The 24,177-nt window shown below is 71.3% G+C and carries 23 protein-coding genes; 10 read left to right on the top strand and 13 right to left on the bottom strand.

Features of this window, described 5'->3' with window-relative positions; translation table 11 throughout:
- Positions 1-55 precede the first annotated feature (55 nt).
- Positions 56-421, top strand: coding sequence for a winged helix-turn-helix transcriptional regulator (locus ACFYY8_RS10825; RefSeq protein ID WP_390039417.1), 366 nt, complete (start codon positions 56-58; stop codon positions 419-421).
- Positions 422-464: 43 nt separating this feature from the next.
- Here the strand turns inward: ACFYY8_RS10825 and ACFYY8_RS10820 are convergent, their stop codons facing one another.
- Positions 465-1,109 carry an NAD(P)-dependent oxidoreductase gene (locus ACFYY8_RS10820; RefSeq protein ID WP_390039415.1) on the bottom strand — a complete coding sequence of 215 codons (645 nt, stop codon included), beginning with the start codon at positions 1,107-1,109 and terminating at the stop codon, positions 465-467.
- Between the two features lie 125 nt (positions 1,110-1,234).
- Positions 1,235-2,248: a hypothetical protein gene (locus ACFYY8_RS10815; protein WP_390039413.1), complete on the bottom strand. Its 1,014-nt coding sequence runs from the start codon at positions 2,246-2,248 to the stop codon at positions 1,235-1,237.
- A gap of 131 nt (positions 2,249-2,379) precedes the next feature.
- Here ACFYY8_RS10815 and ACFYY8_RS10810 point away from each other — a divergent pair, with 131 nt between their 5' ends.
- The 3 genes from ACFYY8_RS10810 to ACFYY8_RS10800 are packed head-to-tail and all read left to right on the top strand — an operon-like array spanning position 2,380 to position 4,505.
- Positions 2,380-3,489, top strand: coding sequence for a sensor histidine kinase (locus ACFYY8_RS10810; protein ID WP_390040082.1), 1,110 nt, complete (start codon positions 2,380-2,382; stop codon positions 3,487-3,489).
- On the top strand, positions 3,490-4,155 hold the full coding sequence (locus ACFYY8_RS10805; RefSeq protein WP_390039411.1) for a response regulator: 666 nt from the start codon (positions 3,490-3,492) through the stop codon (positions 4,153-4,155).
- Entirely contained in the window at positions 4,155-4,505 is a 351-nt protein-coding gene (locus ACFYY8_RS10800; RefSeq protein ID WP_390039409.1) for a hypothetical protein, read from the top strand. The genes ACFYY8_RS10805 and ACFYY8_RS10800 overlap by 1 nt, the downstream gene beginning before the upstream one ends.
- 2 nt (positions 4,506-4,507) lie before the next feature.
- On the opposite strand, the gene ACFYY8_RS10795 is transcribed toward ACFYY8_RS10800, so the two are convergent.
- From ACFYY8_RS10795 to ACFYY8_RS10785, 3 genes are read right to left on the bottom strand one after another with little or no spacing between them, the layout of a single operon-like run.
- The gene (locus tag ACFYY8_RS10795) at positions 4,508-7,093 is read right to left on the bottom strand and encodes a hypothetical protein (RefSeq protein WP_390039407.1); all 2,586 of its coding nucleotides are present in this window, start codon (positions 7,091-7,093) and stop codon (positions 4,508-4,510) included.
- 39 nt (positions 7,094-7,132) lie between these two features.
- Positions 7,133-7,795 (bottom strand): response regulator, encoded by a 663-nt coding sequence (locus ACFYY8_RS10790; RefSeq protein ID WP_390039405.1) that lies wholly within the window; start codon positions 7,793-7,795, stop codon positions 7,133-7,135.
- Positions 7,783-8,994 (bottom strand): sensor histidine kinase, encoded by a 1,212-nt coding sequence (locus tag ACFYY8_RS10785; protein WP_390039403.1) that lies wholly within the window; start codon positions 8,992-8,994, stop codon positions 7,783-7,785. Before ACFYY8_RS10785 ends, ACFYY8_RS10790 begins: the two co-directional genes overlap by 13 nt.
- A gap of 178 nt (positions 8,995-9,172) precedes the next feature.
- Here ACFYY8_RS10785 and ACFYY8_RS10780 point away from each other — a divergent pair, with 178 nt between their 5' ends.
- Entirely contained in the window at positions 9,173-10,279 is a 1,107-nt protein-coding gene (locus ACFYY8_RS10780) for a hypothetical protein (protein WP_390039401.1), read from the top strand.
- A 1-nt stretch (position 10,280) separates the two neighbouring features.
- Here the strand turns inward: ACFYY8_RS10780 and ACFYY8_RS10775 are convergent, their stop codons facing one another.
- A complete protein-coding gene (locus tag ACFYY8_RS10775; protein ID WP_390039399.1) occupies positions 10,281-11,228 on the bottom strand; it encodes an MBL fold metallo-hydrolase in 948 nt (315 codons plus the stop codon).
- A gap of 82 nt (positions 11,229-11,310) precedes the next feature.
- On the opposite strand from ACFYY8_RS10775, the gene ACFYY8_RS10770 reads away from it, so the two are divergent.
- Positions 11,311-12,162 (top strand): LysR family transcriptional regulator, encoded by an 852-nt coding sequence (locus tag ACFYY8_RS10770; RefSeq protein ID WP_390039397.1) that lies wholly within the window; start codon positions 11,311-11,313, stop codon positions 12,160-12,162.
- Here the strand turns inward: ACFYY8_RS10770 and ACFYY8_RS10765 are convergent.
- The gene (locus ACFYY8_RS10765) at positions 12,150-12,755 is read right to left on the bottom strand and encodes a TetR/AcrR family transcriptional regulator (RefSeq protein ID WP_390039395.1); all 606 of its coding nucleotides are present in this window, start codon (positions 12,753-12,755) and stop codon (positions 12,150-12,152) included. The two genes, ACFYY8_RS10770 and ACFYY8_RS10765, sit on opposite strands and share 13 nt — an antisense overlap.
- An 85-nt stretch (positions 12,756-12,840) precedes the next feature.
- Here ACFYY8_RS10765 and ACFYY8_RS10760 point away from each other — a divergent pair, with 85 nt between their 5' ends.
- Entirely contained in the window at positions 12,841-13,857 is a 1,017-nt protein-coding gene (locus ACFYY8_RS10760; protein ID WP_390039393.1) for a hypothetical protein, read from the top strand.
- On the opposite strand, the gene ACFYY8_RS10755 is transcribed toward ACFYY8_RS10760, so the two are convergent.
- Positions 13,836-14,126, bottom strand: a complete 291-nt coding sequence (locus ACFYY8_RS10755; protein ID WP_390039391.1) for a hypothetical protein — start codon at positions 14,124-14,126, stop codon at positions 13,836-13,838. The two genes, ACFYY8_RS10760 and ACFYY8_RS10755, sit on opposite strands and share 22 nt — an antisense overlap.
- Positions 14,127-14,177: 51 nt before the next feature.
- A complete protein-coding gene (locus tag ACFYY8_RS10750) occupies positions 14,178-14,630 on the bottom strand; it encodes a carboxymuconolactone decarboxylase family protein (RefSeq protein ID WP_390039389.1) in 453 nt (150 codons plus the stop codon).
- Positions 14,631-14,732: 102 nt separating this feature from the next.
- On the opposite strand from ACFYY8_RS10750, the gene ACFYY8_RS10745 reads away from it, so the two are divergent.
- From ACFYY8_RS10745 to ACFYY8_RS10735, 3 genes are all read left to right on the top strand, one after another.
- Positions 14,733-16,916, top strand: coding sequence for a BTAD domain-containing putative transcriptional regulator (locus ACFYY8_RS10745; protein ID WP_390039387.1), 2,184 nt, complete (start codon positions 14,733-14,735; stop codon positions 16,914-16,916).
- A gap of 90 nt (positions 16,917-17,006) precedes the next feature.
- Positions 17,007-17,669, top strand: a complete 663-nt coding sequence (locus ACFYY8_RS10740; protein WP_390039385.1) for a potassium channel family protein — start codon at positions 17,007-17,009, stop codon at positions 17,667-17,669.
- 207 nt (positions 17,670-17,876) lie between these two features.
- Positions 17,877-18,788: a hypothetical protein gene (locus ACFYY8_RS10735; RefSeq protein ID WP_390039383.1), complete on the top strand. Its 912-nt coding sequence runs from the start codon at positions 17,877-17,879 to the stop codon at positions 18,786-18,788.
- A gap of 139 nt (positions 18,789-18,927) precedes the next feature.
- Here the strand turns inward: ACFYY8_RS10735 and ACFYY8_RS10730 are convergent, their stop codons facing one another.
- From ACFYY8_RS10730 to ACFYY8_RS10715, 4 genes are all read right to left on the bottom strand, one after another.
- Positions 18,928-19,323, bottom strand: coding sequence for a hypothetical protein (locus ACFYY8_RS10730; protein WP_362914852.1), 396 nt, complete (start codon positions 19,321-19,323; stop codon positions 18,928-18,930).
- 225 nt (positions 19,324-19,548) lie between these two features.
- The gene (locus tag ACFYY8_RS10725; protein WP_390039381.1) at positions 19,549-19,683 is read right to left on the bottom strand and encodes a hypothetical protein; all 135 of its coding nucleotides are present in this window, start codon (positions 19,681-19,683) and stop codon (positions 19,549-19,551) included.
- Positions 19,684-19,709: 26 nt separating this feature from the next.
- Positions 19,710-20,858, bottom strand: a complete 1,149-nt coding sequence (locus ACFYY8_RS10720; RefSeq protein ID WP_390039379.1) for a threonine aldolase family protein — start codon at positions 20,856-20,858, stop codon at positions 19,710-19,712.
- A gap of 91 nt (positions 20,859-20,949) precedes the next feature.
- The gene (locus ACFYY8_RS10715; protein WP_390039377.1) at positions 20,950-24,000 is read right to left on the bottom strand and encodes a S8 family serine peptidase; all 3,051 of its coding nucleotides are present in this window, start codon (positions 23,998-24,000) and stop codon (positions 20,950-20,952) included.
- Positions 24,001-24,177: the final 177 nt, after the last annotated feature.

The raw sequence follows: 24,177 nt of genomic DNA, 5'->3' as shown, positions 1-24,177 counted from the left end.
TACAACTGACCGAGCTGGACGAGCAGAGCATGGTGGCCTGAGTAGTGTGACGGACATGAGCGAACCACTTGATCCGGACATGTTCGCCGGCTGCCGGAACGTCGTCCCGCCGATGAGGATGCACAACAAGTGGGCGCTCAAGATCATGGTCTGTCTGGAGCCGGGGCGGCGGCGCTTCTCCGAACTCCAGGTCCCGCTGCGGGGCATCACCCCGAAGGTCCTCACGGAGTCGCTGCGGGCGATGGAGCGTGACGGCTTCGTCACCCGCACCGCCTACCCCGGCGTCCCGCCCAGGGTCGAGTACGAACTGACCGACCTGGGGCGGTCCCTGCTCGGGCCGATGTACGCCTGGTGCCGGTGGTCCGAGGAGCATCTGACGGAGCTGGAGGCCGCCCGCGAGGCCTACGACGCCGCCGTCTGACCCTCACGGGGTTCCGGGTCCTTCGGGCTTTCCGGCCTCCGGGTCAGGCGACCGCGACCACCGCGCGGGTGTGCCGCCTCTCGGTCGCCTCGTCGACGAGCGCGACCGCGAGGTCGGCGTAGGAGAACGCCGGGGCGCCCTCCTCGACGGGCAGTACGGCACCGCCTCCGGCGCGGTAGACCCCGGTGCGCTCGGCCTCGGCGTCCAGGAAGACCGGGGGCGGGGTCACCACGACCCAGTCCAGCCCGCTCCCGGCGAGGATCGCGATCTCCGACGAGTGCCCGACGGAGAAACGCCGGTACTCCTCGGGGAAGTCCGGCGCGTCGTGCACGGCCACCCCGGGGGCCACCTCAAGGGCGGTGCCGATCCCGACCGTGACCAGCCGCTCCACACCCGCCTGGGAAAGACCCGCGACCAGCGCGTCGGCGGCCGAGGTGTAGAACTCGTCCGCGGGCACGTCCGCGCGGTAGACCGTGGAGATCACGGCGTCGTGCCCGGCCGCCACGGCCGCCACGTTCTCCGCCCGGGTCACGTCCCCCGCGACGAGCGTGACACCGTGACCCCGTACCCCCTCGTGCCTGCCGGGATCCCGTACCACCGCCGTCACCGCGTGCCCCCGGGACACCGCCTCGGCGACGGCCTTCCTGCCCGCGTTGCCTCCGGCCCCGAACACCACGATCCTGCTCATCGCACATCCCTTTCGCCTGGTCTCGCTGGACGTGTCCAGACGCTAACCCCGCCTCCCTCGGTTACCGCAACGATAGGAAGGCCGCCGTCCGGGCCCCATGTCCCGGACGGCGGCGGCTCGTGGACTCACCGGTCCCCGGCGGCGTCGAGAACGCCCGCCGCGGCCGTGGCCCTCGCGTCGCTCTTGCGGCGCAGGTGGTAGGAGACGGTGGCGACGCCCAGCGCGGCACCCCAGATCGGCCAGAAGCACTCCGGCAGCCACGCGGCCCACAGCTCCATGGTGAAGACTCCGGTGCCCGCCATCCGGATGTAGGCCAGCCCGGCCACGGTGATGATGATCGACACGGCCGAGGCCGGGATGACCGCCAGCATGGGCGGCACCCGCCTGCCGCGCAGGAAGAGCATCCACCGGGGGAAGACCTCCCCCCACCGCTGGACGAGCCCGAGGGTGAGCACGCCGCCGAGCGCGCCGAAGGTCGCCAGGTAGGCGCCGACCAGCCACAGGGCCTTCGGGTTGTCGGACAGGAACTTCGAGGTCACCCCGAGCGGGATGTCCAGCGCCCACGCCCACCGGGTGGCGCAGTAGAACAGGGGCACCACGACGGCCACGTACACGGCCGTGCGTCCCCGGCGCGGCGTGAACCAGCTCAGCAGGGTCCGGCGGCGGTCGTAGGCCAGCGCCGCGGCGGCCAGCAGCAGCCCGCACAGCAGGGGGAGAAGCTGGTTCACCACGGACCACGGCCAGGCGTCGACGAGGGTCTTGCCGCCCAGGTCCCCGCCGAAGAGCGGCAGGGCCAGCATCAGCGGTGTGTACGCCACACCCATCATCAGCCGTGAGTCGGGCACGACCAGGACCAGGATCGCGGCGATCGGCCAGGCCAGGAACAACGGCGCACGACTGTCGCCCCCACGGGCGAGCGCCAGCGCCGTCACCGCGGCGAGCAGGAAGAACGCGGCGATCCACCAGCCGAACTGGGGCGTCGTCCCGCCCAGGGCGGACATCGGCCTGTTCTGACTCGGGTCGCCGGTGCCCCAGGGATAACCGGGTAGTCCGAGCGCCCACGCCGCCGCGAGCACGCCGTAGGCCAGCGCGCACAGCGCGGCCGTGTAACCCCGCCAGGCGGGAGCAATGGATCTCATGTGGCCAAGCCTCGCCGTGCGGCACCCCGCCGGCCCAGATGCCGTTCGGCACCTTCAACCGGGAGGAAGGGTGCCGAACGGCACCTGGGACCGGACGAAACGGGACACGTATCGTGGTCGCGGTGAGCTTGATGTGGATCGCCGTCTCGCTGTCGCCACTGGCCTCGCTGGCAGCCGTCGCGGTCGCGGTGACGACGACGGTGCTGTCACGGTCTTCGCCGGGACGCCTGCCCACCCTGACGCTGGTGGCGGCGGCCGTCTCCCTGGCCGTCACGCTGGCCCACGTCATCGCGGGCGTACGGCCTGAGCCGGTCGCCGCGCTGCTGGAACTGGCCGAGAACCTGGCGCTCATGGCGCTGGTCGGCCTGGTCGTCCGGCACGCGCCGGTGCGAAGGGCGGTGCCCGCCGCGTTGACGGCCGGTGTGGCCACGGCCGTCTGGTTGCTGCGTTTCCTGACCCCCGCCTCGCTGCTCGAGGCGGTTGGCGCGTGCGCGTTCTGGGGGGCGGGCGCGCTCCTGGCCGCCGGGGCCGGCGGCTACCTGCGGTTCCTCGACGTACGGCAGGCCCGCGCCGTGGTCGACGCCCGCACCGTGCTGCGGCTTCGGCTCGCCAGGGACCTGCACGACTTCGTCGCCCACGACATCAGCGAGATGGTGGCGCACGCCCAGGCGGGCGGGGTCACGGGCGATCCGCTACGGGCGCTCGAACGTGTCGAGGCGGCGGGCCAGCGGGCCATGTCGATGCTGGACCGCACCCTGGACATGCTGCACAACGACCGGCCCGTCACCTTCACCGGAGGACTCGGAGACATCCGCGAGGCGGCCGACCGCTTCTCGGCCGCGGGCCCGGCGACGGTCCACCTGCGCCTGGACCAGCGGGCGGAGGTCCCGGCGGAGGTCGCGGCCCTGGCCTACCGGATCGTGGTCGAAGGGCTGACCAACGTCCGGCGGCACGCACCCCGTGCCGAACGGGTCGACCTGGACGTCGTCGCCCGACCGTCCGGCACGCTGGAGGTCACGATGACCAACGACGGCGTGACACGGACGCGGAGCGGCCGGCGCAGCGGGCTGGGCCTGCCCGGTCTGGCCGGACTCGTCCGGGAACAGGGCGGCGAACTGCGCACCCGGTCCGTACCCGGCGGGTGGTCGCTGACCGCGTCCCTGCCGTTCCCAGGGCAGGACCCGCCCTCCACGACGCCGCTCCCTTCGGGGAGTGGAGGAGCCACTGGCACAATCACCTGAGTGTCCATCCGCATCCTCATCGCCGACGACCAGGAAGGCATCAGAAGCGCCTTCCGCATGATCCTCGACGCCCAGCCCGACATGACCGTCGTGGCCGAGGCCGCCGACGGCCGTACCGCGATCGACACCGCCAGGGCGATCGAACCCGACGTCGTGCTCGCCGACATCCGGATGCCCGGCGCCGACGGCATCGAGGTGGTCCGGGCCCTCGCCGACACCACCGTCCACGTGGTGGTCGTCACGACCTTCGGCCATGACGAGTACGTCCACGCGGCGCTGCGGCACGGCGCCGCCGGGTTCATCCTCAAACGCTCCGGTCCGACGCTGCTCGTCGAGGCCGTCAGGGCCGCGATGAACGGTGACATGCTCATCAGCCCGCAGCTCACCGTCCAGCTGCTGCGCGACCACGGCCTGCCCCGTGACACACCGGACCGCGGCAGGCCCGACGTCGCCCTCACCGAAAGGGAGGACGACATCGTCAAACTCCTCGCGGACGGCAGGACCAACGCCGAGATCGCCGCCGAACTCTTCCTCTCCCCGGGCACGGTGAAGAACCACATCGCCACCATCCAACGCAAAACCGGCGCCAGAAACCGCGTCGCCATCGCGGCCTGGGCCTGGGCGACAGGCAGAGCGGAACCGGCGCAAAGGGGTAGGTTGCCCTGATGCCATTGGTTGAAATCACCCATCGGCCGGACATCGCCGAGACGAAGCTTCGTGAGCTCGGGGAGGTGTTGCCGCACCTGGTGTCCGTGGCCGTCGAGTGTCCTGAGGAGCCGTACGACGGCGACCTGCAGCCGGGTGACGTCGAGATCCGCTTCCGGGCGCTGGGGTCGTTGGACCGCTGTGGCCTGGACGTGGTGATCGAGATCAGGTCCAAGTGGTTCGAGAGCAGGGCGGCCGACCGGCAGGAGCGGGTGGACGGACTCCACGGGGCCGTCGCCGCCGCGACCGGCTTGACCGACTTCGGCGTCTATCTCTCCCTGCCGGTCGCCGCCTGGTCCCAGGGCGACTGAGGTCACCCTTCGTCGAGCAACTGCTCGTGCAGGGTGCGGGCGATCCTGAGGAAGTCGCCGCCTCCTTTGCGGGCGGCCGTTTCGGCGATCACCGGGACGGAACCGCGCGCCTTCGCCCAGCGGGCGGTGTCGATCGCGAAGGAGAGCGCCTGGATGTGCCCGGAGTGCGGCCGTTCGCCCGGCCCGGGCAGATAGACGGGCAGCAGTCCGGTCATGATCTCCCACACCTGCCGATGCGCGCCCTGCCTCGCGCATTCCGCGAGGGCCGAACGCACGTGGCCCAGCCTGGCCACGTCCCTGCGCAGGCACAGCCCGAGCTGACGTCCGCACTCCACGGTGGGCAGGCAGCCGGCGACGGCCATGTTCAGCAGCAGCTGCCGACCGCGTTCCGGCCGGGCGAACATGCCCTGTTCGATCATCTGGACGGCGACCAGCAGTGCCGTCGCCTCGCCGACCGGCCCATCCTGGGAGAACAGCGTGGCCACGTACTCGTGGAAGTGGCCGGGCCGGTTCCAGAGGTCGAACAGGTGCGGCAGCATGTGCATGGCCACCACCTCCCGGTCCGAGGGCAGCGTCAGCCACCAGGACCGCATGTATCCGCCGCTCTCTTCGCCCGTCCAGGCGCACGGATCGGACAGCAGCGCGTCGACCAGCGCCAGCCCGGTCGGTTCGGTCTGGATACGGGGGCGCAGCCGGGGAACGGACTTACCCTGCTGCCGGTCATGCGTGTAGTCGCCGTCGGCGTGCGACCAGTCGACGCGCAGCCGGGGCTCCGGCCGGTCGGCCAGCCAGCGGACCAGTACGGCGCCCGCCTCCGAGGTCAGTTTCCCGGCGCGGTCGATCACCGCCGGGTCCACCTCGCGTGGCAGCCGTAGCAGCGCCTGCCCCAGATCGGCGGGCAGCGCCTGTACGTCCGCCCGTTCGTATCCCTCAAGGCGGGTCACCAGCTCGGCCGGGTCGAGGTGGCCGGAGGTCAGGGTCGGGATGGCCAGGAGGTACGGCGGCAGCGTCCCGGCCTTCAGCGCGGCGTGGATCTCGGCGCAGCGCAGCAACACGGCGTAGTGCGGCGCCGAGACGTGACGCGGATCCGGCAGCCGGTCCCCGGGTCTGAGCTCCTCGTCGAGGTCCTCCCAGCGGTTCAGCGCCTTCGCCCACTCCCCGGGGTGGTGCCACTTGTGCTGCTTGTGGATGTTCCCCCGGCCGGCGCGGAGCCGTCTGGACGGGTCGCGGACGAAGCCGTCGAGCCAGCGTTCGAAGGTGATGCCGTCGTTCATCAGGTCACGGGAGACGGTCAGGTCGGTGAGCGCCGGGGGAAACGGTTCGCGGGGAAGCGGTTCGAACGGCGGCAGCGACCCAGGTTCGAAGTCGTCGGCCGCCTCGGGCCCGGACGTCTCCACGGCGTACGCCTCCGCCAGCCGTCCCGCCAGGCCGGGAGGAAGGAGGGCCGCCGCCTCACGGACGGCCTCGATCCCGGTGGCCGTGAAGCGCCCGGCGTGCTTGAGGGCCAGACGCACCGCGCGTTCGCGCACCTCGTACGACTCGCACAGGAACGCCGAGGTGAGCGCGATGGCCAGGTCGTCGAGGTCACCGGGAGTGTCACGGGCGACCTGTTCCAGCATGGTCAGCCCGGCGCGGACGAGTTTGGCCTCGGGGCGGGACAGCAGCGCCGCCACCGCCTCGTTGACCTCCTCGCCGCTCAGCCAGTCCGAGCCGCGGAGCTGCCGCAGCGCCAGCTCCGCCACCGGCCCCGGGGCCACGGGCAGCAGCCGCAGGTAGTCGCGGGTGCGTTCCCTGCTCGGCGCGGGAGCGAGCAGCTCGTGCAGCCGGGCGAAGAAACGCAGGTCAGAGGCGTTGCCGCCGCGCAGGAAGCGCCGTACGCATCCGTCAACCAGCGGTTCGGCGGCGAACCGGCCTGCCGCGACCGCGTCCCGCAGCGCCTCCAGCCAGCTGCGGCGGCCACGCCATTCGGGCAGTTCGACGCTGTCGTTACGCAGTTGCCGGCCCACCCCCTCGGCCTCGAACAGCCGGGGCACCAGATGTTCGGCCAGCGGGTCGTGTTCCAGGTCCGGCGGTTGGGACGCCCAGGCGGTGACGAGCGGGTCGTGCTCGGGCAGGGTGGCGCCGCTGCGGCGCAGCAGCTCCAGGGCGAGCGGAACGCTGTCGTCATTGGCCTGGGCCCGGCTGCCGCGCAGCCGCAGCGCCAGCCGTACGGCGAGGTCGGCCTGCCAGTCCTGCGGACGGGCGGTGATCACACGCAGCATCGGTTCCGCGTCGAGCGGCCGTCGCCAGAGGCCGAAGTCACGCCGGTAGAGCCAGGTGGCGGTGGCCGCCGCCCCGCCGAGGGTGCCCGCGCCCGCGACGCGCATGGGCTCGGTCCACTTCTCGGCGTAGGACCACTCGCTCATGCCCGGGTTGCGTTTCGCGGCGGTCTCCTTGGCGGGGCCGATGTGGCCGGGCAACTCGGCGGCCACCTCGCGGCGCCCCGCCTCGTCGAGAGCGAGCACGGCCTTCGCCACGCGTGCCGGATCGCCGGTGGCGATGGCCGCGCGCACAGTCGGCCAGGCCCCACCTTCGGGAGGAGTCGTCATGCCGCACACCGTAGGGATCGGCTCCGACAGAAGCGCGATCTAGTGAGGGGCGTCGTGGGCTATGAGGGCGAGTTGGACGCGGTTGTCCAGGTTGGTCTTGGTGAGGATCCTGGAGATGTAGCCCTTGACCGTGCCGACGCTCATGTGGAGTTCGGCGGCGATGTCCCCGTTGGACATGCCCCGGCCGACCGCGGCGGCGACCTCGCGTTCGCGGTCGCTGAGCCTGGACAGCAGCCGGTCGGCGTCGTCGCGGCGGCGGTCGTCCGTCTCCGGCGCCAGGTGGGCGATCAGACGCCGGGTCACGCTGGGGGACAGGATCGGCTCACCGGCCACGACCCTGCGGATCGCGTCCACGATGCCCTCCGGCGGGGTGTCCTTGAGCAGGAACCCGTCGGCCCCGGCGCGCAGGGCGCCGAAGACGTGCTCGTCGGCGTCGAACGTGGTCAGCATGATGACGTACGGCGGGGCGGGCCGCCGCCGGAGCAGCCGGGTGGCGTCGATTCCGTCCAGGCCCGGCATCCGGATGTCCATGAGCACCACGTCGGGGGCGTGGGTGTCGACCGCGGACCCGACGTCGGCGCCGTCGGCCACCCCGCCGACCACGACCAGTTCTTCGGCGCCCCTGAGCATCAGCGTCAGCCCCGCCCTGACGAGCGGGTCGTCGTCCACGACCAGTACGCGTATGGCCGTCATGCCGGCCATGGTAGCCAGACCGCCAGGTGGAACTCCTCGCCCTCGACGCCGGCGCGCTCGACCCGGCCGCCCGCCAGTTCGGCCCGCTCCCGTACCCCGGCCAGCCCGGCACCCTCTCCGGGAGAGCCGGGAGAACCAGGAAAGCCGGGGACGCCAGGTGAACCGGGAAAGCCATGAGAACCGGAGAAACCGTGTGAACCAGGGAAGCCGGGAAGGTCGTGGAAGGAGCCCTCGACGGGGTTGCGGACCTCGATGGTCAGCCCCCGGCCGGGAGCGCCGTCGAGGTGGAGGGTCACCGGCCGTCCCGGCGCGTGTTTGAGGGTGTTGGTGAGGCCTTCCTGGACGATCCGGTAGGCGGCCCGCGCCGTGGTGCCCGGCAGGTCGGGCAGCCGTATTCCGCCGTCGTGCGACTCGACCCGGGCGCCCGCCCGCCGTACCTCCTCGACCAGGGACCGCAGGTCCAGTTCGGTCAGGACGGGGGCCTCGCGCAGCACCGAGATGACCTGGCGCAGCTCCTGCAACGCCTGGTGCGCGTTGGCGCGCACCACCGAGGCCGCCTCGACCACCTCGGCCGGGTCGGCCTTCGCGTTGAACTCAAGCGCCCCGGCGTGCAGCGCCAGCAGCGAGAGGCGGTGCGCCAGCACGTCGTGCATCTCGCGGGCGATGACCAGGCGTTCGGCGTGGCGGGCCTGTTCGGCGCGGCGCCGCTGCTCCTCCTCGGCTCTGCGGGCCCGCTCGACCAGCGAGAGCACGAGCTGACGGCGGGCCCGCGCCAGCATCCCCCACCCGGTCAGCGCCACCCCGAACAGCACCGCGACCAGGGCCCACACCGGGTACGGCGCCAGCCCCGGCGGCCGGAGCCAGAAGCGTGTCAGCGTCGCAGCCGTCCAGGCGGCACCGACTCCGACCGCGACGGCCGAACGCCGGTACAGGGCCGCCATCAGCGTCGCTACCCCCGCCGCGACCGACGCCGAGGCGGCGGGCACCGAGATGGCCACGGCCACCAGCGCCATGGTGGCGGGACGGCGGCGTGACAGCCACAACGCGGCGCACGCCACCACGCCACCGGCCACGTCGACGGGGAGCCAGGTGTCGCCGAGCTCGCCCCACACGACCGCGACCGCCGAGGCCAGCGCGCAGACCAGGCCGCCCGCCCGCGTCGCCCGGTCCCAGGTGGTCCTGGCGGGGCCGGGCCGTACGTCTGCCATCACGGGCGTCCAGCGTAATCGGGGGAATCGGCCGTGGGCAGCAACCAAAGTCGTTGTCGATCTCTCACCCGGGTTGCCACGGGCGGGTCCGAAGTCGCCGCCGATCCCGCACCCGGGTTGCCACGGACAGGCCCGGAGGCACAGGCCCAGGAGGGCACGCGCGGAACACGATCGCCGTATGACAGCGAACCGGAAAGGCGGCCGCCGGGCCGCGTTGCTGCTCGCGGTGGTCACACCGCTCGTGGCCGAGTTCACCCTCGGCAACCCGCCGCTCCGCATGGCGTGGATCCTGCTGCTGTGGATTCCGATCTACGGCGCGGGCACCGTCCTGGTGCGCGAGCTGGTACGACGGGCCGGGACGGGCTGGGCCGGGGTGCTGCTGCTCGGCGCGGCCTACGGCGTCGTCGAGGAGGGCCTGGCCCTGCAGGCGCTGAGCAGCCCCACGATGTACGGCGCCGCCGGGTGGGCGCCCCGGATCCTGGGACTGAACAGCGCCTACGCCGAGTTGCAGATCCCCTATCACGCGGTCTTCAGCGCCGCGATCCCGATCCTGCTGACCGACCTGGTCTTTCCCTCGCTGCGTGACCGGCCCTACCTGGGCAGACTGGGCCTCTGGTCGGCCGGGACGGTCTTCGTCCTGGGCGCGCTGCTGCTGCGGGTGACCGTGGTGACGAGCATCGACCCCGGATACCAGGCGCCAGTGGCGGTCCTGGCCGGGTGCGCGGCCGTGGTCGCCCTGCTGACGGCGGCGGGCCTGCGACTGCGGTTCCCCCCGGGCGTCTCCCCGACAGAACCGACCGGACAAACCCGACCGACCGGACAGACCGAGCCGACCGAACCGACCGGACAAACCCGACCGACCGGACAGGCCGAGCCGACCCGACCGACCGGACAGGCCGGACCGATGAGGCCCGTGGTGGCCGGGGTGTTCGGTGCGGTCGTGGCCTTCGGGTACCTGGCGCTGCTGTTCCCCTTCGGCGGCGCGACCCGGCCCTTCTTCACCCACGACGGGTGGGTCGTGGCGCCCATGACGGCCGCCGTCGTACTGGTCGTGGGGGCCGGGTGGCTGCTGCGCCGCTGGACGGCCGGGGGACTGTGGACGGACGGGCACAGCCTGGCCCTGGCGGCCGGGGCGCTGGTCGCCCACACGGCCTTCGGGCTGGTCTCCAACGCCGACACGGTGGCCGACCGGATCAGCCTGGCGGCCGTCGGCGTGGTCATGGCCGCCCTGCTGGCCCTGCTCGGCCGCCGGGTCCGCTCCTCCCGGACACTCGCGGCCCGATAGGTCACCCGGCGTGCGCCGAGGGCCCCGCGTGTTCCGTGTGCCCGGTGCGTTCGGTGTGCCCGGGGTGTTCCGCGCACAGGCAGCCGACGCCCCGTTCGATCCACTCGTGGCCGGTCCACTCGGGGTGCCGTTCGACGAGCAGCGTCCTGACCTCGGCGACGATCTCGGCCTCGTCCGCCGCCGAGTCGCGCCGCAGCCAGGTCTCCTCACGCAGTTCGCGCAGGTAGTCGCGGACGCCGGTGAGCACCTCGGGGCCGCCGAGGTCGCCGTGGCCGGGGACCACGGTCCTGTGGCCCGCGGCGGCCAGCCGGTCCAGCACCGTCAGCCAGCCCACACCGGAGACGTCGGTGTCGTACGGCGGGAACCAGGGGAAGATGGCGAACTGCCCGGTCTCGGCGAGGTCCCCGGTGAACAGCACACCGGCGTCCGGCACCTCGACCACCTGGTCGCCCCTGGTGTGGCCCCGGCCGGTCGGGCGCAGCCGTACGGTGCGACCGCCGAGGTCCAGGCCGTGGGCGTCGTCGTAGACCAGGTCGGGAACGGGCACCGTGACGCCGTCCAGGCGGCGGGCGACGGTCTCGCCCAGGCCGCGGAACATCTCCAGGTAGCCCTGTCCCTTGGCCCTGAGGTCGTCGGCCTGGGCGCGGTTGACCAGGTAGGTGGCCTCGCCGGAGAACACCTGCGCGCCGAAGGCGTGCTCGGGGTGGAAGTGCGTCGTGGTCAGGTACAGCCTGCGGCCCGCCGCCACCTCCGAGGCGAAGGCGAGGACCTGCTCGGCGTTGGCGGTGCCGATGCCCGTCTCGACGACCAGTACGGCTCGCGTGCCGCCGATGACGCCGATGTTGGGCACCAGCCCGGCCCGGTGGTTCGGGATCACCAGCAGGCCGGGGGCGATCTCCTGGGCGCCGGAGACCTGGACGACGGGGTCGGGTATGGGTTCGTAGGTCATGCCCTGATTGCAGCGCTGTGAGGCCTTCGCGGTCCAAGTCCTGTTGGGTGGCGGTGATGCCCTGCGGGTATCGTCGCCGGTCATGGAGCTACGTACGCTTCGGTATTTCGTGGCCGTCGCCGAGGAACTCCACTTCGGCCGGGCGGCCGCCCGGCTGCACATGAGCCAGCCGCCGCTGAGCCGGGCGATCAGGCGGCTTGAGACCGATGTCGGCGCCGCCCTGTTCCACCGTTCCCCCTTGGGCGTCCGGCTCACCCCGGCCGGGGCGGTGCTGTTCGACGAGGCGCGCGCCCTGCTCGAACAGGCGGAGCGGGTACGGGTGCGGGTGGCCGCCGCGGCGGGGGCCGCGACCGTCACCGTCGGCATCCTGGGCGACGGCGCCGATCGGGGCGCGACACGGCTGGCCGCCGCGTACCGCCGCAGGCATCCGGACGTCGAGATCCGGGTCCGGGAGACCGACCTGACCGACCCGACCTGCGGGCTGCGCGCCGGGCTGGTCGATGTGGCGCTGACGCGCGGGCCGTTCGACGAGACCGGTCTGACGGTGCGCGAGTTGCGGGCCGACCCGGTCGGCGCGGTGCTGCGCGCCGACGATCCGCTGGCGCGCCGCGACCGGCTGAGCCTGGCCGACCTGGCGGGACGGCGCTGGTTCCAGTTCCCCGACGGCGTCGATCCGCTCTGGCGGTCCTACTGGAACGGCGGCGAGCCCCGTGAGGGGCCGGTGGTGCGCGCCGTACAGGAGTGCCTGCAGGCCGTGCTCTGGAACGGCACGGTCGGGATGTCCCCGCTCGGGCACACCCCGCCGGAGGAGCTGACCGTGGTGCCGCTGGCCGACATGGCGCCGAGCCGTGTGGTCGTGGCGTGGCGGACGGGCGACGCGAACCCGCTGGTCAGGTCGTTCGTCCGGATCGCGACGGCCGTCTACCGCGCCTGAGAGACCTGAGAAAGGGGCTGAGAAAGGGCGCTCGCGATCAGGTCGGTCAGCGCGGTGACGGCGTCGTCGAGGGTCGTCCGCCCGTGGTTGAGTTCGGCGGCGATCGCGTCGGCCGCGCCGAGCACGCCGACACAGCGCAGCCGGAGCGCCTGGGCGCCGAGAGCGGAGTGCGGGGCGAGCGCGGTGGCCATCAGGTCGGTGTAGTCGTCGAGCATCTCGCGCTGGATCACCTCTATCTCCGGGTTCCCCTTCAGGGCGGCGGTGACGGCGTTGAACTCCGGCATGGCGGTGGCGCACGTGAAGTAGGCCGCGCTCATGACGCGGGCGACCTCGGGGCCGGTCGGCGGGGCCTCGCCCAGCGCGCGGGTCAGCGCGGCCCGGTGCTGTTCGTCGAGCCGCCGGTGGAGCGCGGTCAGCAGGCCGTTCCTGGTGCCGAAGTGGTCGTAGACGATCGGCCTGCTCACCTCGGCGGCCTCGGCCAGGGTGGGCAGGGTCAGGCCGTCGGCACCCTGGACGCGTACGACCGCCAGGGCGGTCTCCAGCAGCTGCTCCCGTCTCTCCTGCTTGGACAGGCGGGTCGGTGATGTGGCCATCGTCCTCCTCTTGCGTCGCGGTCCCAGCTTAAGCTACAACGTGTAGCCTACAAAACGTAGCTTAGCCGTACGAGAGGAAATCCCGATGGAACCGGTACTGATCATGGGCGGCTCCGGGCAGGCGGGCGCGGGCACCGCCGCCGTTCTCCGGCGGTGGTACCCGGCGCTGCCGCTGGCCGTCGCGGGCCGTGACCTCGGCCGCGCGCGGCGGGTCGCCGACGAACTCGGCACCGCCACGGCCGTCCCCCTCGACCTGCGGCGCGACGACCTCGGCCTGCCGGACGGCCAGGAATGCTCGGCGGTGGTCGCGACGGTGTGGGACTCCCACCTCAACGGGCTGCGTTACGCGCAGGAACGCGGGCTGCCGTACCTCAGCATCTCCAACGGCCTGGTGGACATCACGCCGGAGGTCTTCGCCGGTGCCCAGCGGGCGTCCGCCGCGCCGATCCTGCTGGCCAGCCACGGCTGCGCCGGACTCGTCGTCCTCGCGGCGCTGGAGCTGGCCCGCGAGTTCCACCGGGTCCACACCGTCAGGGCCGCGCTGGTACTGGACGAACTGGACGGGGGCGGTCCTGCCGCCGTCGAGGACATGGAACGCCTGATGGCCGTGACCTCGGCGGGGCTGGTGCGCCGTGACGGCGTCTTCACCTGGGTGACCGGTCAGGAGGCCCAGGTGGAGGTGCTCACCGCCGACGGCACCGTACTGCCCGGCCAGACGGTCGCCATCCCCGATGTGCCGAGCCTGGCGCTGGCGACGGGCGCGCCGAACGTCCGCTTCGACTTCGTGGTCGGCGAGTCCTCGGGCAGGCGGCGCGGCGGGCCGGCCTCCGTCGAGGTCAGGATCGACCTGGAGGGGACCGGACCCGAGGGGACGCCGCTCGACGTGACCCACCACCTCACACACCCCCTGGGGCAGCGGCCGCTGACCGCGCTCGGTGTCGCCCTCGGCGTCGAACGGCTGCTCGGCCTGCGCGGCGACCCCGTGGCGCCGGGCCTGCACACCCCGGAGGCGTTGATCGACCCGGCCCTCGCGGTCGAGCGGATGGTCGAGGAGGGGACACTCCTCACCCGGAGCCGGGTTCAGCGCTCGTCGACGACCTGACCGTTCAGGGCGGTGGCGTCCGAGGTGAGGGCCATGGTCAGCGGGGCCTCGGCGATGGTGGGCAGGGAGGCGAACGCGGCGCCCATCTGCGCACCGCTCTCCCAGTGCCAGGTGTCGGTGTAGACGCCGTCCTCAAGCCGGATCAGCACGGCGTGGGTGAGGCCGGGGTGCCCCTGCCTGACGGCCTCGATCAGCGCGCCCCTGCGGGAGAGGAACTCCTCAAGGTCGCCGTCGGCGACGTGGTAGCGGTGCGAGCGGACCACGGACATGTCTGTTCTCCTTCAGAGTCGGGGAAGTCGGTGTCGGGGGATTACCGGGGGTTACCAGCTGCCCGCGACCTGGCGGATCGGGGCGTTCAGCCGGTTGAAGAGGTTGGTCACGGCGATCATCAGCAGGATCGAGGCCAGCTGCTTCTCGTCGAAGTGGTCGGCGGCGTTGTCCCAGATCTCGTCGGGGACGGCGTCGGAGTGGTCGGCCAGCCGGGTCGAGGCCTCGGCCAGCTCCAGCGCGGCCCGCTCGGCGTCGGTGTAGTACGGCGCCTCGCGCCAGGCCACGACCAGGCCGATGCGGTCCTCGTTCTCCCCGAGCTTGCGCAGGTTCTTCAGACCGGCGTCCACACAGAAGCTGCAGCCGTTGATCTGGCTGACCCTCAGGTGGATCATCTCCATGAGCTCCTGGGGGAGCCCCTGCGACTGGGCGGCCTTGATCAGCTCCTGGATCGGCTTGATGACGCCGGGGATGATCGAGGCGGGGTTCTTCATACGGGCTTCCATGGTGTTCCTCGTTCCTTTCGTTGCGGTTGGTGTGAGATCAGAATGGATGTCCGTATTGATAGATTCGCTATGCGCTCACGATGTGGAGGTGATGGAGGGACGATGCTGCGCTTCGCCCTGCTCGGCCCCGTTCGGATGACCGTCGACGGTGCCCCGCTGCCGGACATCGCCCCACGTCACCGGGCCGTACTGGCCTATCTCCTGCTCAACGCCGATCGGGTGATCAGCATCGAGCGACTGATCGACGCGATGTGGGGCCACGACCGGCCCGACACCGCCAGGTCGCAGATCCACGCCTCGATCACCGTGATCCGCAAGGCGCTGCGCGCCGCCGGGGCCGTACGGCTGCTGGAGACGCGGGCGGGCGGCTACGTCGCGCGGCCCGAGCCTGGGCAGGTCGACACGGGGGAGTTCGCCGAGCTGGTGGCCGCGGGCGCGCTGCGCGAGGCCCTGGACCTGTGGCACGGCGAGGCGCTTGAGGACGTGCACGCGCACTACGTCTCCGGCGTCAGGGAGCTGTGGAACGACCGGCGGCTTTCCGCCTACGAGCGCCTGGCCGAGGAGGGGCTGGCCGAGGGGCGGCACGATGACCTGCTCGACGAGCTGGCCGCCCAGGTGAGCGCCAATCCGCTGCGCGAGAGGCTCAACGGTCATCTCGTCCTCGCCCTGCACCGGTCGGGACGGCAGGCCGACGCCCTGGCCGCCGCGCGCGCCTACCGTACGGCTCTCGCGGAGGAACAGGGACTCGACCCCGGGCACGCCTTCGTCGAACTGGAACGGGCGGTCCTGGTGGACGACCCGTCCCTTCGTCCGGCTTCCGAGGCCTCGGCTCCGGCCCGTCGTTCGACCTTCCTGCCCTACGACATTCCGGATTTTTCCGATTTTGCCGGGCGAACCGCTGAGGTGGAGCGGCTCGTGGGGGAACGCCCTGGAGCGGCGGTCGTCACGATCGACGGCATGGCCGGGATCGGCAAGACCACGCTCGCCGTCCACGCGGCCCACCGGATGGCCGGACGCTACCCGGACGGCCAGCTCTTCATCGACCTGGGGGCGCACACCGCGGGCCAGGAACCGGTCGACGCCGCCGCCGCGCTTGAGGCCCTGCTGCGCCAGCTCGGAGTGCCCGCGGAGAGCATCCCGGTCACACCGGCGGAGCGCGGCGCCCTCTGGCGTGCGGAACTGGCCGGTCGCCGCGTGCTCGCCGTACTGGACGACGCCGCGGACGCCGAGCACGTACGGCCCCTGCTGCCGGGGCACTCCGACACCCTCGTCCTGGTCACCAGCAGGCGACGGCTCGTCGAGCTGGACGGCGCCCACGCGCTCTCCGTCGAAGTGCTCGACGAGGAGGAGGCCACCGAACTGTTCGGGCGGATCGTGGGGGAACGCGCCCGGCGCGAGCCGGAGGCCGTACGCGAGACGCTGCGCCTGTGCGGGTACCTCCCGCTCGCCATCCGCATCGCCGCCGCCCGCCTCCAGCACCGTCCGCGCTGGACGGTGGCCTACCTGGCGGAACGGCTGCGCGACCACCGCAGGCTCCTGGACGGGGTCTCGGCCGCCTTCACCCTCTCCTACGAGCAGCTGGACGAGCGGGAACGGCACATGTTCCGCCTGCTCGGACTGGTGCCCGGCCGTGACATCGACGCGTACGGCGCGGCGGCGCTGGCCGGGATCCCGGAGGAGGAGGCCGAGGACCTCCTTGAGAGCCTCCTCGACGCCCACATGCTCCTGCAGCTCGAACCCGGCCGGTACACCTTCCACGACCTGCTCCGCGAGCACGCGCGTTCGATCGCCGAGGACGACGGCGCCGTCATGCGGCTGCTCGCCTACTACCTGCACCGCTCACGCGCGGCGATGGACCGGCTCTTCCCGTACGGCGTCGCCGAGCGGGAGGGCGTCCCGCGGCCCGCCACCCCGGTCCCGCCCGTCCGCGACGCCGTCGAGGCGCTCGCCTGGCTCGACGCGGAGCGCGCCAACATCATCGCCACCGCCGTCCACGGACCCGAGATCTGCCTCAGCCTGCTGTCCCTGGTGATACGGCCCTATCTCGACCGGTACGCGCATCACGACGACGCGCTCACCCTCTACACCCTGGTGCTCCAGCGCAGCCGTACGCTCGGCGACCGCGAGGTCCAGGCGCGGGCGCTCGCCGACCTGGCGTGGACCCACTGGCGGCTCGGCGACCACGAACAGGTGGACGAGCACGGGCGGCTGGCGCTGGCCCTCTACGAGGAGCTCGGTGTTCCCGAGGCGGGTGAGCTCCGGGTCCTCCTGGAGTACGCGGGATAGAGCCGACGTCCGGTCTCCTCGTCATCGGTGCCACGCTTGTCTTGTAGTAACACGCCCGTCGGCGCGGGCCTCCCGAGGAGCGGATCATCGTTGACTGACAGGAGAGACGACCCGGTGGTGGTGATCGGGCTGGGCAGGTTCGGCACCTCGCTCGCCCTTGAGCTCGTCCGCCAGGGCACGGAGGTGCTGGCGATCGACCACCGGCCCAAGGTCGTGCAGAGTCTCGCCGGGCGGATTCCGCACATCGTCACCGCCGACTCCACCGACCCCCACGCGCTGGACCAGCTCGGGGTCTCCGACTTCTACCGGGCGGTCGTGGCCATCGGCGGTGACATCGAGGCGAGCATCCTCACCGCGTCGATCCTGAGCGAGCTGGAGATCGACGACATCTGGGCCAAGGCGATCAGCCGTCAGCACGGCCGGATCCTGAGCCGGGTCGGCGCCCACCACGTGGTCTTCCCCGAGCACGACATGGGCGAGCGCGTCGCGCACCTGGTCGGCGGCCGGATGCTCGACTACCTGGAGGTCGACGAGAACTTCGCGCTGATCAAGACCCTGCCGCCCAGGGACTACGTCGGGGTGCCCCTGGGTGAGTCGAACCTGCGCCGCAAGTACGGTGTCACGATCGTGGCGGTCAAGCCTCCGGGGGAGGAGTTCACCTACGCCACCGCCGAGACCGTGCTGGCCTACGGCGACGTCATCATCGTCTCCGGCAAGACCAAGCAGATCGAGCGGTTCACCGATCTCCCCTGAACACCGGTTCTGACCTGCGTGGACGATGGTCAGGGCCGGGTGGGTACTCGATGATGTTATCCCGAAGTGGGATTTTCCCTGAGAAAACGGGGTTCATACGATCCACCGTGACGACGAAAGAGCGGCGGCCGTCCGTGCCCTGCTTGCCCGGCGGCGCGTCCACTCAGGAATGAGGGCCCGGTGAGTCGAAAACGCATTCTGTCTCTCGTGACCGCGCTTCTCGCGCTTCCCTCCCTGGCGGTGACCACCACCGCCTCTGCCAACACCACTGCCACCAGCTCCGCCGTCCCCTACTGTTACGAGGAACCCTCACAGCCGACCGCGGACGTGAGCGACCTCAGGGCGAGGTTCAACTCGTCCAACTGGATGCAGACGCTCCAGGCGGTGTACGGCAGGCGGTGGCCGAGCGGCCAGGCGCTGGCCGTCGCCCAGGCCAGAGACCAGTACTGGACCCAGTTCGTCCAGACGAGCAGCTTCGAGGCCTTCGCCGAGTCGATGATGGTGGCGATCCACGAGGAGACCCACATGTGGGACCTCGACCCGGCGCGGACCAGGTGGAACGTGCACACCGCGGCCTGGATCAACGCCTCCAGGCAGGACACGGTCGTGCCGCTGTACGACGGGTTCCCCCGCAAGGAGATCCTGCCGCTGATCCAGGACCGGCTCAGCGACTCCATGGACGGCATCTACCTGCGCGACCGGACCCAGGGGGAGTATCACCTCCAGGGCGTGCTGGCCGAGCTGAACGCCGGACTGACGGGCCTGCCCGCGGTGACGGTCCTCCAGGAGTACATCAGGGGTATCGGGGCCAGCAACGCCCGCGACATCGCCGCCACCAACCTGCGCTACCTGCTGCTCTATCTGCGGGTGGCCAAGAGCAGGCACCCCGACTACTGGACGAGGATCAAGAACGAGCCGAAGCTGCGTGAGCTGGTCCTGACCCAGTTCCTGCGCACGGCCTACTGGCTGGAGAAGTCGGCGCCGTACACCGGCAAGCTGGGCGGCCCCGACGCCGACCGGATCACCGCGACCAACTACTCCCCGGCGAACATCGCCATCCTGGAGGAGTTCACCGGCAGAAGAGTCCGCACCGACACCCAGAAGAACTGCACCCTCTGAACGCAGACGATCCCCTCCGGGTGCGGACCCGAAGGGGATCGTCTGCGTATTTCAGGAAATTTCTGTTTTCACTGACGACCCGACAGCCCGGCACGCCAACCACCACGCGCCGGGCTGTCGGGGGCCGGGCTCTGCCGGATCAGGGCACGATCACGTGAAAGGCCAGGTCGGCGGCGGCCCCGTTGTTGCCGCCGGAGACCAGGACGTACCGTTCGGCGCTACCGCAGGCGGTCGTGTCGGACTCGACGAACACGCTGGAGTTCCACGGCGCGCTCCACTGCTTGGTGGCGACCGGCACGCTACGCGCGGCGTTGTAGTCGGCGTCCAACTCGATGCAGTATCGGCCGGTGGCGAGCTTGCGGACGCCGGTGATGCCCTTCGAGCGGACCACGCTGCCGTCGGCCTTGACGACCGCGGCGGCACGGACGCCCGGTCCCTGAGCGCCGCCGAGCCCCGCGTAGGCGACAGCGGCGCCGCCGAAACCGACAGCACCGGCCACGAGGCCGACCAACGTCACAGCGGTGATCTTGCGCATGCGAAAGTCTCCCGATCGCGTAGAGGAAACGAATGCCCAAGGGGGACCGTTCAGATTTGTCATCCCCTCGGGCTGGACGTCACCGAAAGTAGCGATCCATCACTCCAAGTCTCTATAGCGTCAGAGTAAGCCCCTCCTTTCCCTGTATCAGCGCAGGTCGGAGGCGCTACGGCATGCCAGGCGCAATTCAGCCGAGATGCGGACGGTTCCGGCCCGATCGACCGGTCAGGCGCAGCGCCAGTCCCCGTCCCAGTCGTGGGAGTCGTACACCTCAAGGACGAACCGGCGGCTACCGGCGGCCTCCTCGTCTTCGAAGAAGAGGGAGATCTCCGCCTTCGTCTCGGCTCCGGCGACCGACACGTTGCTTCGCCACGGCGAGGATCCACTCAACGACTGAGGAAACCGACGAAGTCGCGGGTCGCGGCGCGGACCTCGTCCGGGGTCCATTCGAGGCCGGCGGCGTTCACCGTCACCTCCGTGACGGCGATCCCGGGCGGAAGCCCCGGCTCCCACCACGAGATCTGGAAGATCGCGACCCCGTTCTCCTCCGCCTGCCGGATCACCGCGGTCTCCAGGGCTTCGACGGGGAACGGCAGCCACACCTGGAACTGGTGGGTGTGCGGCTCCTCCGGCCACACCTTGAACCACCCGAGTCCGGCGTCCCGGAACCCCTCGGCCATCGCCGCGGCCACCAGCCGTGCGTGCGCCACGTACTCCGGCAGCCGGGGCAGTTCCTGGTCGAGCCCGACGAACGCGGAGAGCGCCGCGGGGAACTGCTGGGCGAGCTTTCCGCCGTACCGGTGCCGCCAGATCCGCATCTCCTCGACGAGCGAGCGCGGCCCGGCCACGGCGGCGCCGGAGAGCCCGCCGAGCGACTTGTAGAAGGAGACGTAGACGGTGTCGGCGAGGGCGGCGATCTCCTCAAGCGGGTGTCCGAGGCGCGTCGTGGACTCCCACAGCCTCGCGCCGTCGAAGTGCACGGCCGCGTTCCGCTCCCGTGCCGCCCCGGTGACCTCGACCAGCTCCTCCCACGTGGGCAGCAGGTATCCGGCTTCGCGCAACGGCAGTTCGAGCATCAGCGTGCCGTACGGCTCGGGCAGTTTCCTGATCTCCTCGGCGGTCGGCTGACGCGGCTCCCGCGTGGCCCACACCGGACGCAGGCCGCTGACCACCTCGAAGGCGTCCGACTCGAACATCTCCGGATGGGACAGCGGGTGGAGCACCACCCGGTTGTTCCCGGTACGGCCCGCCCAGCAGCGCAGCGCGACCTGCTGGGCCATGGTGCCGGTGGGGAAGAAGGCCGCGTCCTCCTTCCCCAGCAGCTCCGCCACCCGCCGCTCCAGGTCGGCCATGACGCCGTCGCCGTAGGAGTCGACGGGGGAGGAGAGGTCGTAGACCGCGGGAGCCTGTTCGACCAGGGAGGAGAGACGCTCACCCAGGGAGAGGAGGGCGCCGGAGCGGGCGAGGACCCGTCCGGCCCCCTGTACGGCCCGTTTCCTGCGGGCCTTCCTCTCCTCCGCGTCGTTCTCGGCCATACGTCGTCTCCTCAATTAGCCGGATAAATGGGGATCTAGTGGAAATTGAGGAGACGAGCTTCGCATGACCGGGAATCCTGGGGCGACCCGATTACTCGGGCACCGTCAGGGTCACCGGGACCCTGACGATCGGCCGTCGCGCGCTGGTCGAGTGGATGACGAGTTCCCCCTCCCGCGTGTCGCCGGGCGCGAGACCGGCGGTCGAGACGGTGACGGTCAGGGTCGCCGACTGGTTCTTGAGGAGTCCGCCCGTCAGGGGTGAGACGCTCAGCCAGCCGGACTGGGCGGATTCGGCGATGACGTCGTAGGGGGTCGGCCAGCCCTGGTTGGTGAGGGTGACCGTCGCGGTCCCGGTGGTGCCGGGCGGGGCGGTCAGGCTCACCTGTGTGGGGGCGGCGACGACCTTTCCGGTGATCAGCTCGGTGTCCATGGTGGTGATGTCACGCGCGACGACGGTCACCTGCCGGGTGGTCGTGCCGTAGTTCTCCCCGGAGACCTGCGCGGTGTGGTTCCCGGCCCGGATCTGGCCGGAGAAGGTGCCGTCCTGGCCAGTGGTGAACGTGGCGACGTAGGGGAAGGTCACCGTCGCCCCGGCCACCGGCTGGCCGTCGTTGGCGTCGGTGACCGTACCGCGCACCACACCGTGGCCGGCGGCGACGAACGTCAGGCTCCGCCCGTCGGTGAGCGAGGACGTGTTGTAGGAGTAGAGCAGCGCGTCGGTGCCGTCGGCGTTCTCGATGCCGATCGTGGCGCTGCCGCCTTGTCCCAGTTCGATCCCGGTGTCCTTGTAGCGGTAGCTGATCGTGCCGTCCTCACCGAGCAGTACGGAGAACGAGATGGACATCCCCGTTCTCCGGAACACGACGTCACGCCATTCGATCACGAAGGACCGGTGCGGAGCCGTGCCCACCGTGGCGGTGTAGACGCCCGTGGCGCCGCCTATCACGAAGTCATCCCAGAACGGGTAAACCGCCAGGTCGGGGACGTTGACGTTCGGCAGGGACTCGTTGTTGCTGCTGGCGAACGAGGTGTCGGCGAAGGTCGCGAAGCCGACGGGAGCGACCCGGACCTCGTTCCTGAGCGCGCCGTAGAACGGCACGGGGAACGGCAGTGCGACCTGCTTGGTGGTGAAGACATCGGTCAGCGCGACGGGCTGGGTGCCCGCCACGTACGGCTCGGCGCCGACGGCGCAGGTGTAGCCGAAGGCGTCGGCACGCCGCTGCAGGCCGACGTTCCTGGTCATGTCCCCGGCCACGGTGATCTGCTCGTCGGCGGGGGCGTCGCAGCGCGAGGCGCCGACCCGCAGACGGTGGGAGCCGTACGGCAGCCTGAGCTGGTAGTGGCCCGTGGCGTCGGCGACCGCCTTGGTCCCCGTGCCGGCCACGGTGACCGTGGCGCCCTTGGCGGGGGTGCCCGCCACGGTGACCGTCCCCGAGACGACGCCGCTCGGCTTCGGAGTCAACGTGACGTCGAGGGTCGTCGTCTGGCCGTCCGTGACGGTCGCCGTCCCGGTGAAGTCCTGGTAGCCGAACCTGGAGACGGTGACCTGGTAGCCGCCGGGGGGCAGACGAGGCAGGGAGTAGGCGCCGTCCTGGCCGCCGGCCGCCGTACGGCCGAGCGGGCCGGTGACCCTCACCTCGGCGTCCGGCACGGGCTGGCCGTTCGCCGTGACGGTGCCGTGCAGGCCGCCGAGCGGATCGTCCGGCGCGGCCAGCACGGTGGCGTGGACGTCCATGGCACCCTCACCGGCGACGTTGTTGTCGTCGGCCGTTCCGCCGCAGCTCGTGTCGGGGATGTCGACGGCGGTGTCGTCGAACAGCGCCCGGATGGCGCTGACGTCTTTCCGCAGGGAGGGGGCGGCGGACAGGACGAGCGCGACCGCGCCCGCCACGTGCGGAGCCGCCTGGGAGGTTCCGTCCATGGTGGTGTAGCCCTCCCCGGGTATCGAGGAGCGTACTTCCTTCCCGGGAGCGGAGACGTTGGGTTTGACGTCCCCGTTCTCGCCCGGACCTCGGCTGGAGAGGTCGGCGACGCCTCCGCTGGAGTCGAGGGCGCCCACGCTGTACGTCCCCGGATAACTTCCGGGGTGGAGGCTCGTGCCGCACGGCTGCAGCGTTCCGTCGTTGCCGTTGGCGAAGATCGGGAAGATTCCCGCGGCGATCCAGGCGTCGACGGCGTCCCTGAAGTCGACCCCGTTCGGATTGGTCGACCGCCAGCCCCAGGAGTTGTTGACGACGTCCGGGGCGAGGTCGGGGCGGGGGTTCTGGCCGTTCAGGTCGGTGGGCGCGATCATCCACTGAGCGGCCGCCAGAGACTCGGCCTCCTCGCAGTCGTCGCCGCAGCCGTTGGAGCCGATCCATTTGGCGCCCGGAGCGACCCCGATCCCGTCCGCGCCGGCCGCGATGCCGGTCACGTGGGTACCGTGCCCGGTCATGTCGCACGGGGCGGAGGAGGGGCATGTCCCGTAGGCGTCGAACCAGTTGTAGTTGTGGTCCACGAAGCCATCGGCCCGCGTGCCGCGGTAGGACTTGATCAGCGCCGGGTGCGTGAACTCCATCCCGCTGTCGATCACACCGATGACGATGCCCTCACCCCGGTTGTGCAGGTCGTTCCACACCTGCGGGGCCTTCACCATGTCGATGTTCCACTCGACCCCGGCCGTCGCCTTCGAACGCGCCTTGCCGGGTTTCGGCCCGGGCTCCTTCGGCTTCTCGATCTTGGCCACCGGTTCGAGGGCGGTCACCTCGGGCAGGGCGGCGATCTCCTCGGCGAGCTTCTCGTCGGCGGTCACCTTCACCGCGTTGACGATCCAGAACGGGGTGAACTCGGCGTGCCGCCTGGTCAGCAGCGCGCGGAGCCCGGCCTGGGACCGGTCGGCGTACGCGGTCTTGGCGGCGTAGACCGCCTTGGTCTTCGCCGCCTTCGTCGTGGCCCTGGAGGCGGCGCCGAGGTCGGCCTCGCCCTTCAGCCGGATCCAGAGGGTGGCCTTGCCGTCCCTCAGGTCGGCGCGGGCCTTCGCCGAGATCTTGCCGGGCTCGTGCGGCCCGGCGTTCGCCACGTTCTGGGGGAGGACCAGGCACAGCAGGGCGAGTACGCCGACGAGTGCCCGGGATAAGGAAGTACGTCGTAGGGCATGGGACATGTGTTCTCCTAGCGTCCGCCGGAGTTCGGGACACCGGACCTCCCCCGGAAGGTCCACGTGACTTTCCCGCGGCCGAGGAGGGACCTTCCTCGGCCGCGGAGCACTGGTGGGGAGGACACGCCTGTCAGGCGGTCCTTGGTCGCGGCCCTCGTGAGCCGGCCGTCATGTGGCAAGCAT

The organism is Streptosporangium sp. NPDC001559 (assembly GCF_042893955.1).
GTDB lineage: Bacteria > Actinomycetota > Actinomycetes > Streptosporangiales > Streptosporangiaceae > Streptosporangium.
This window is presented reverse-complemented; position numbering and strand designations above follow the sequence as displayed.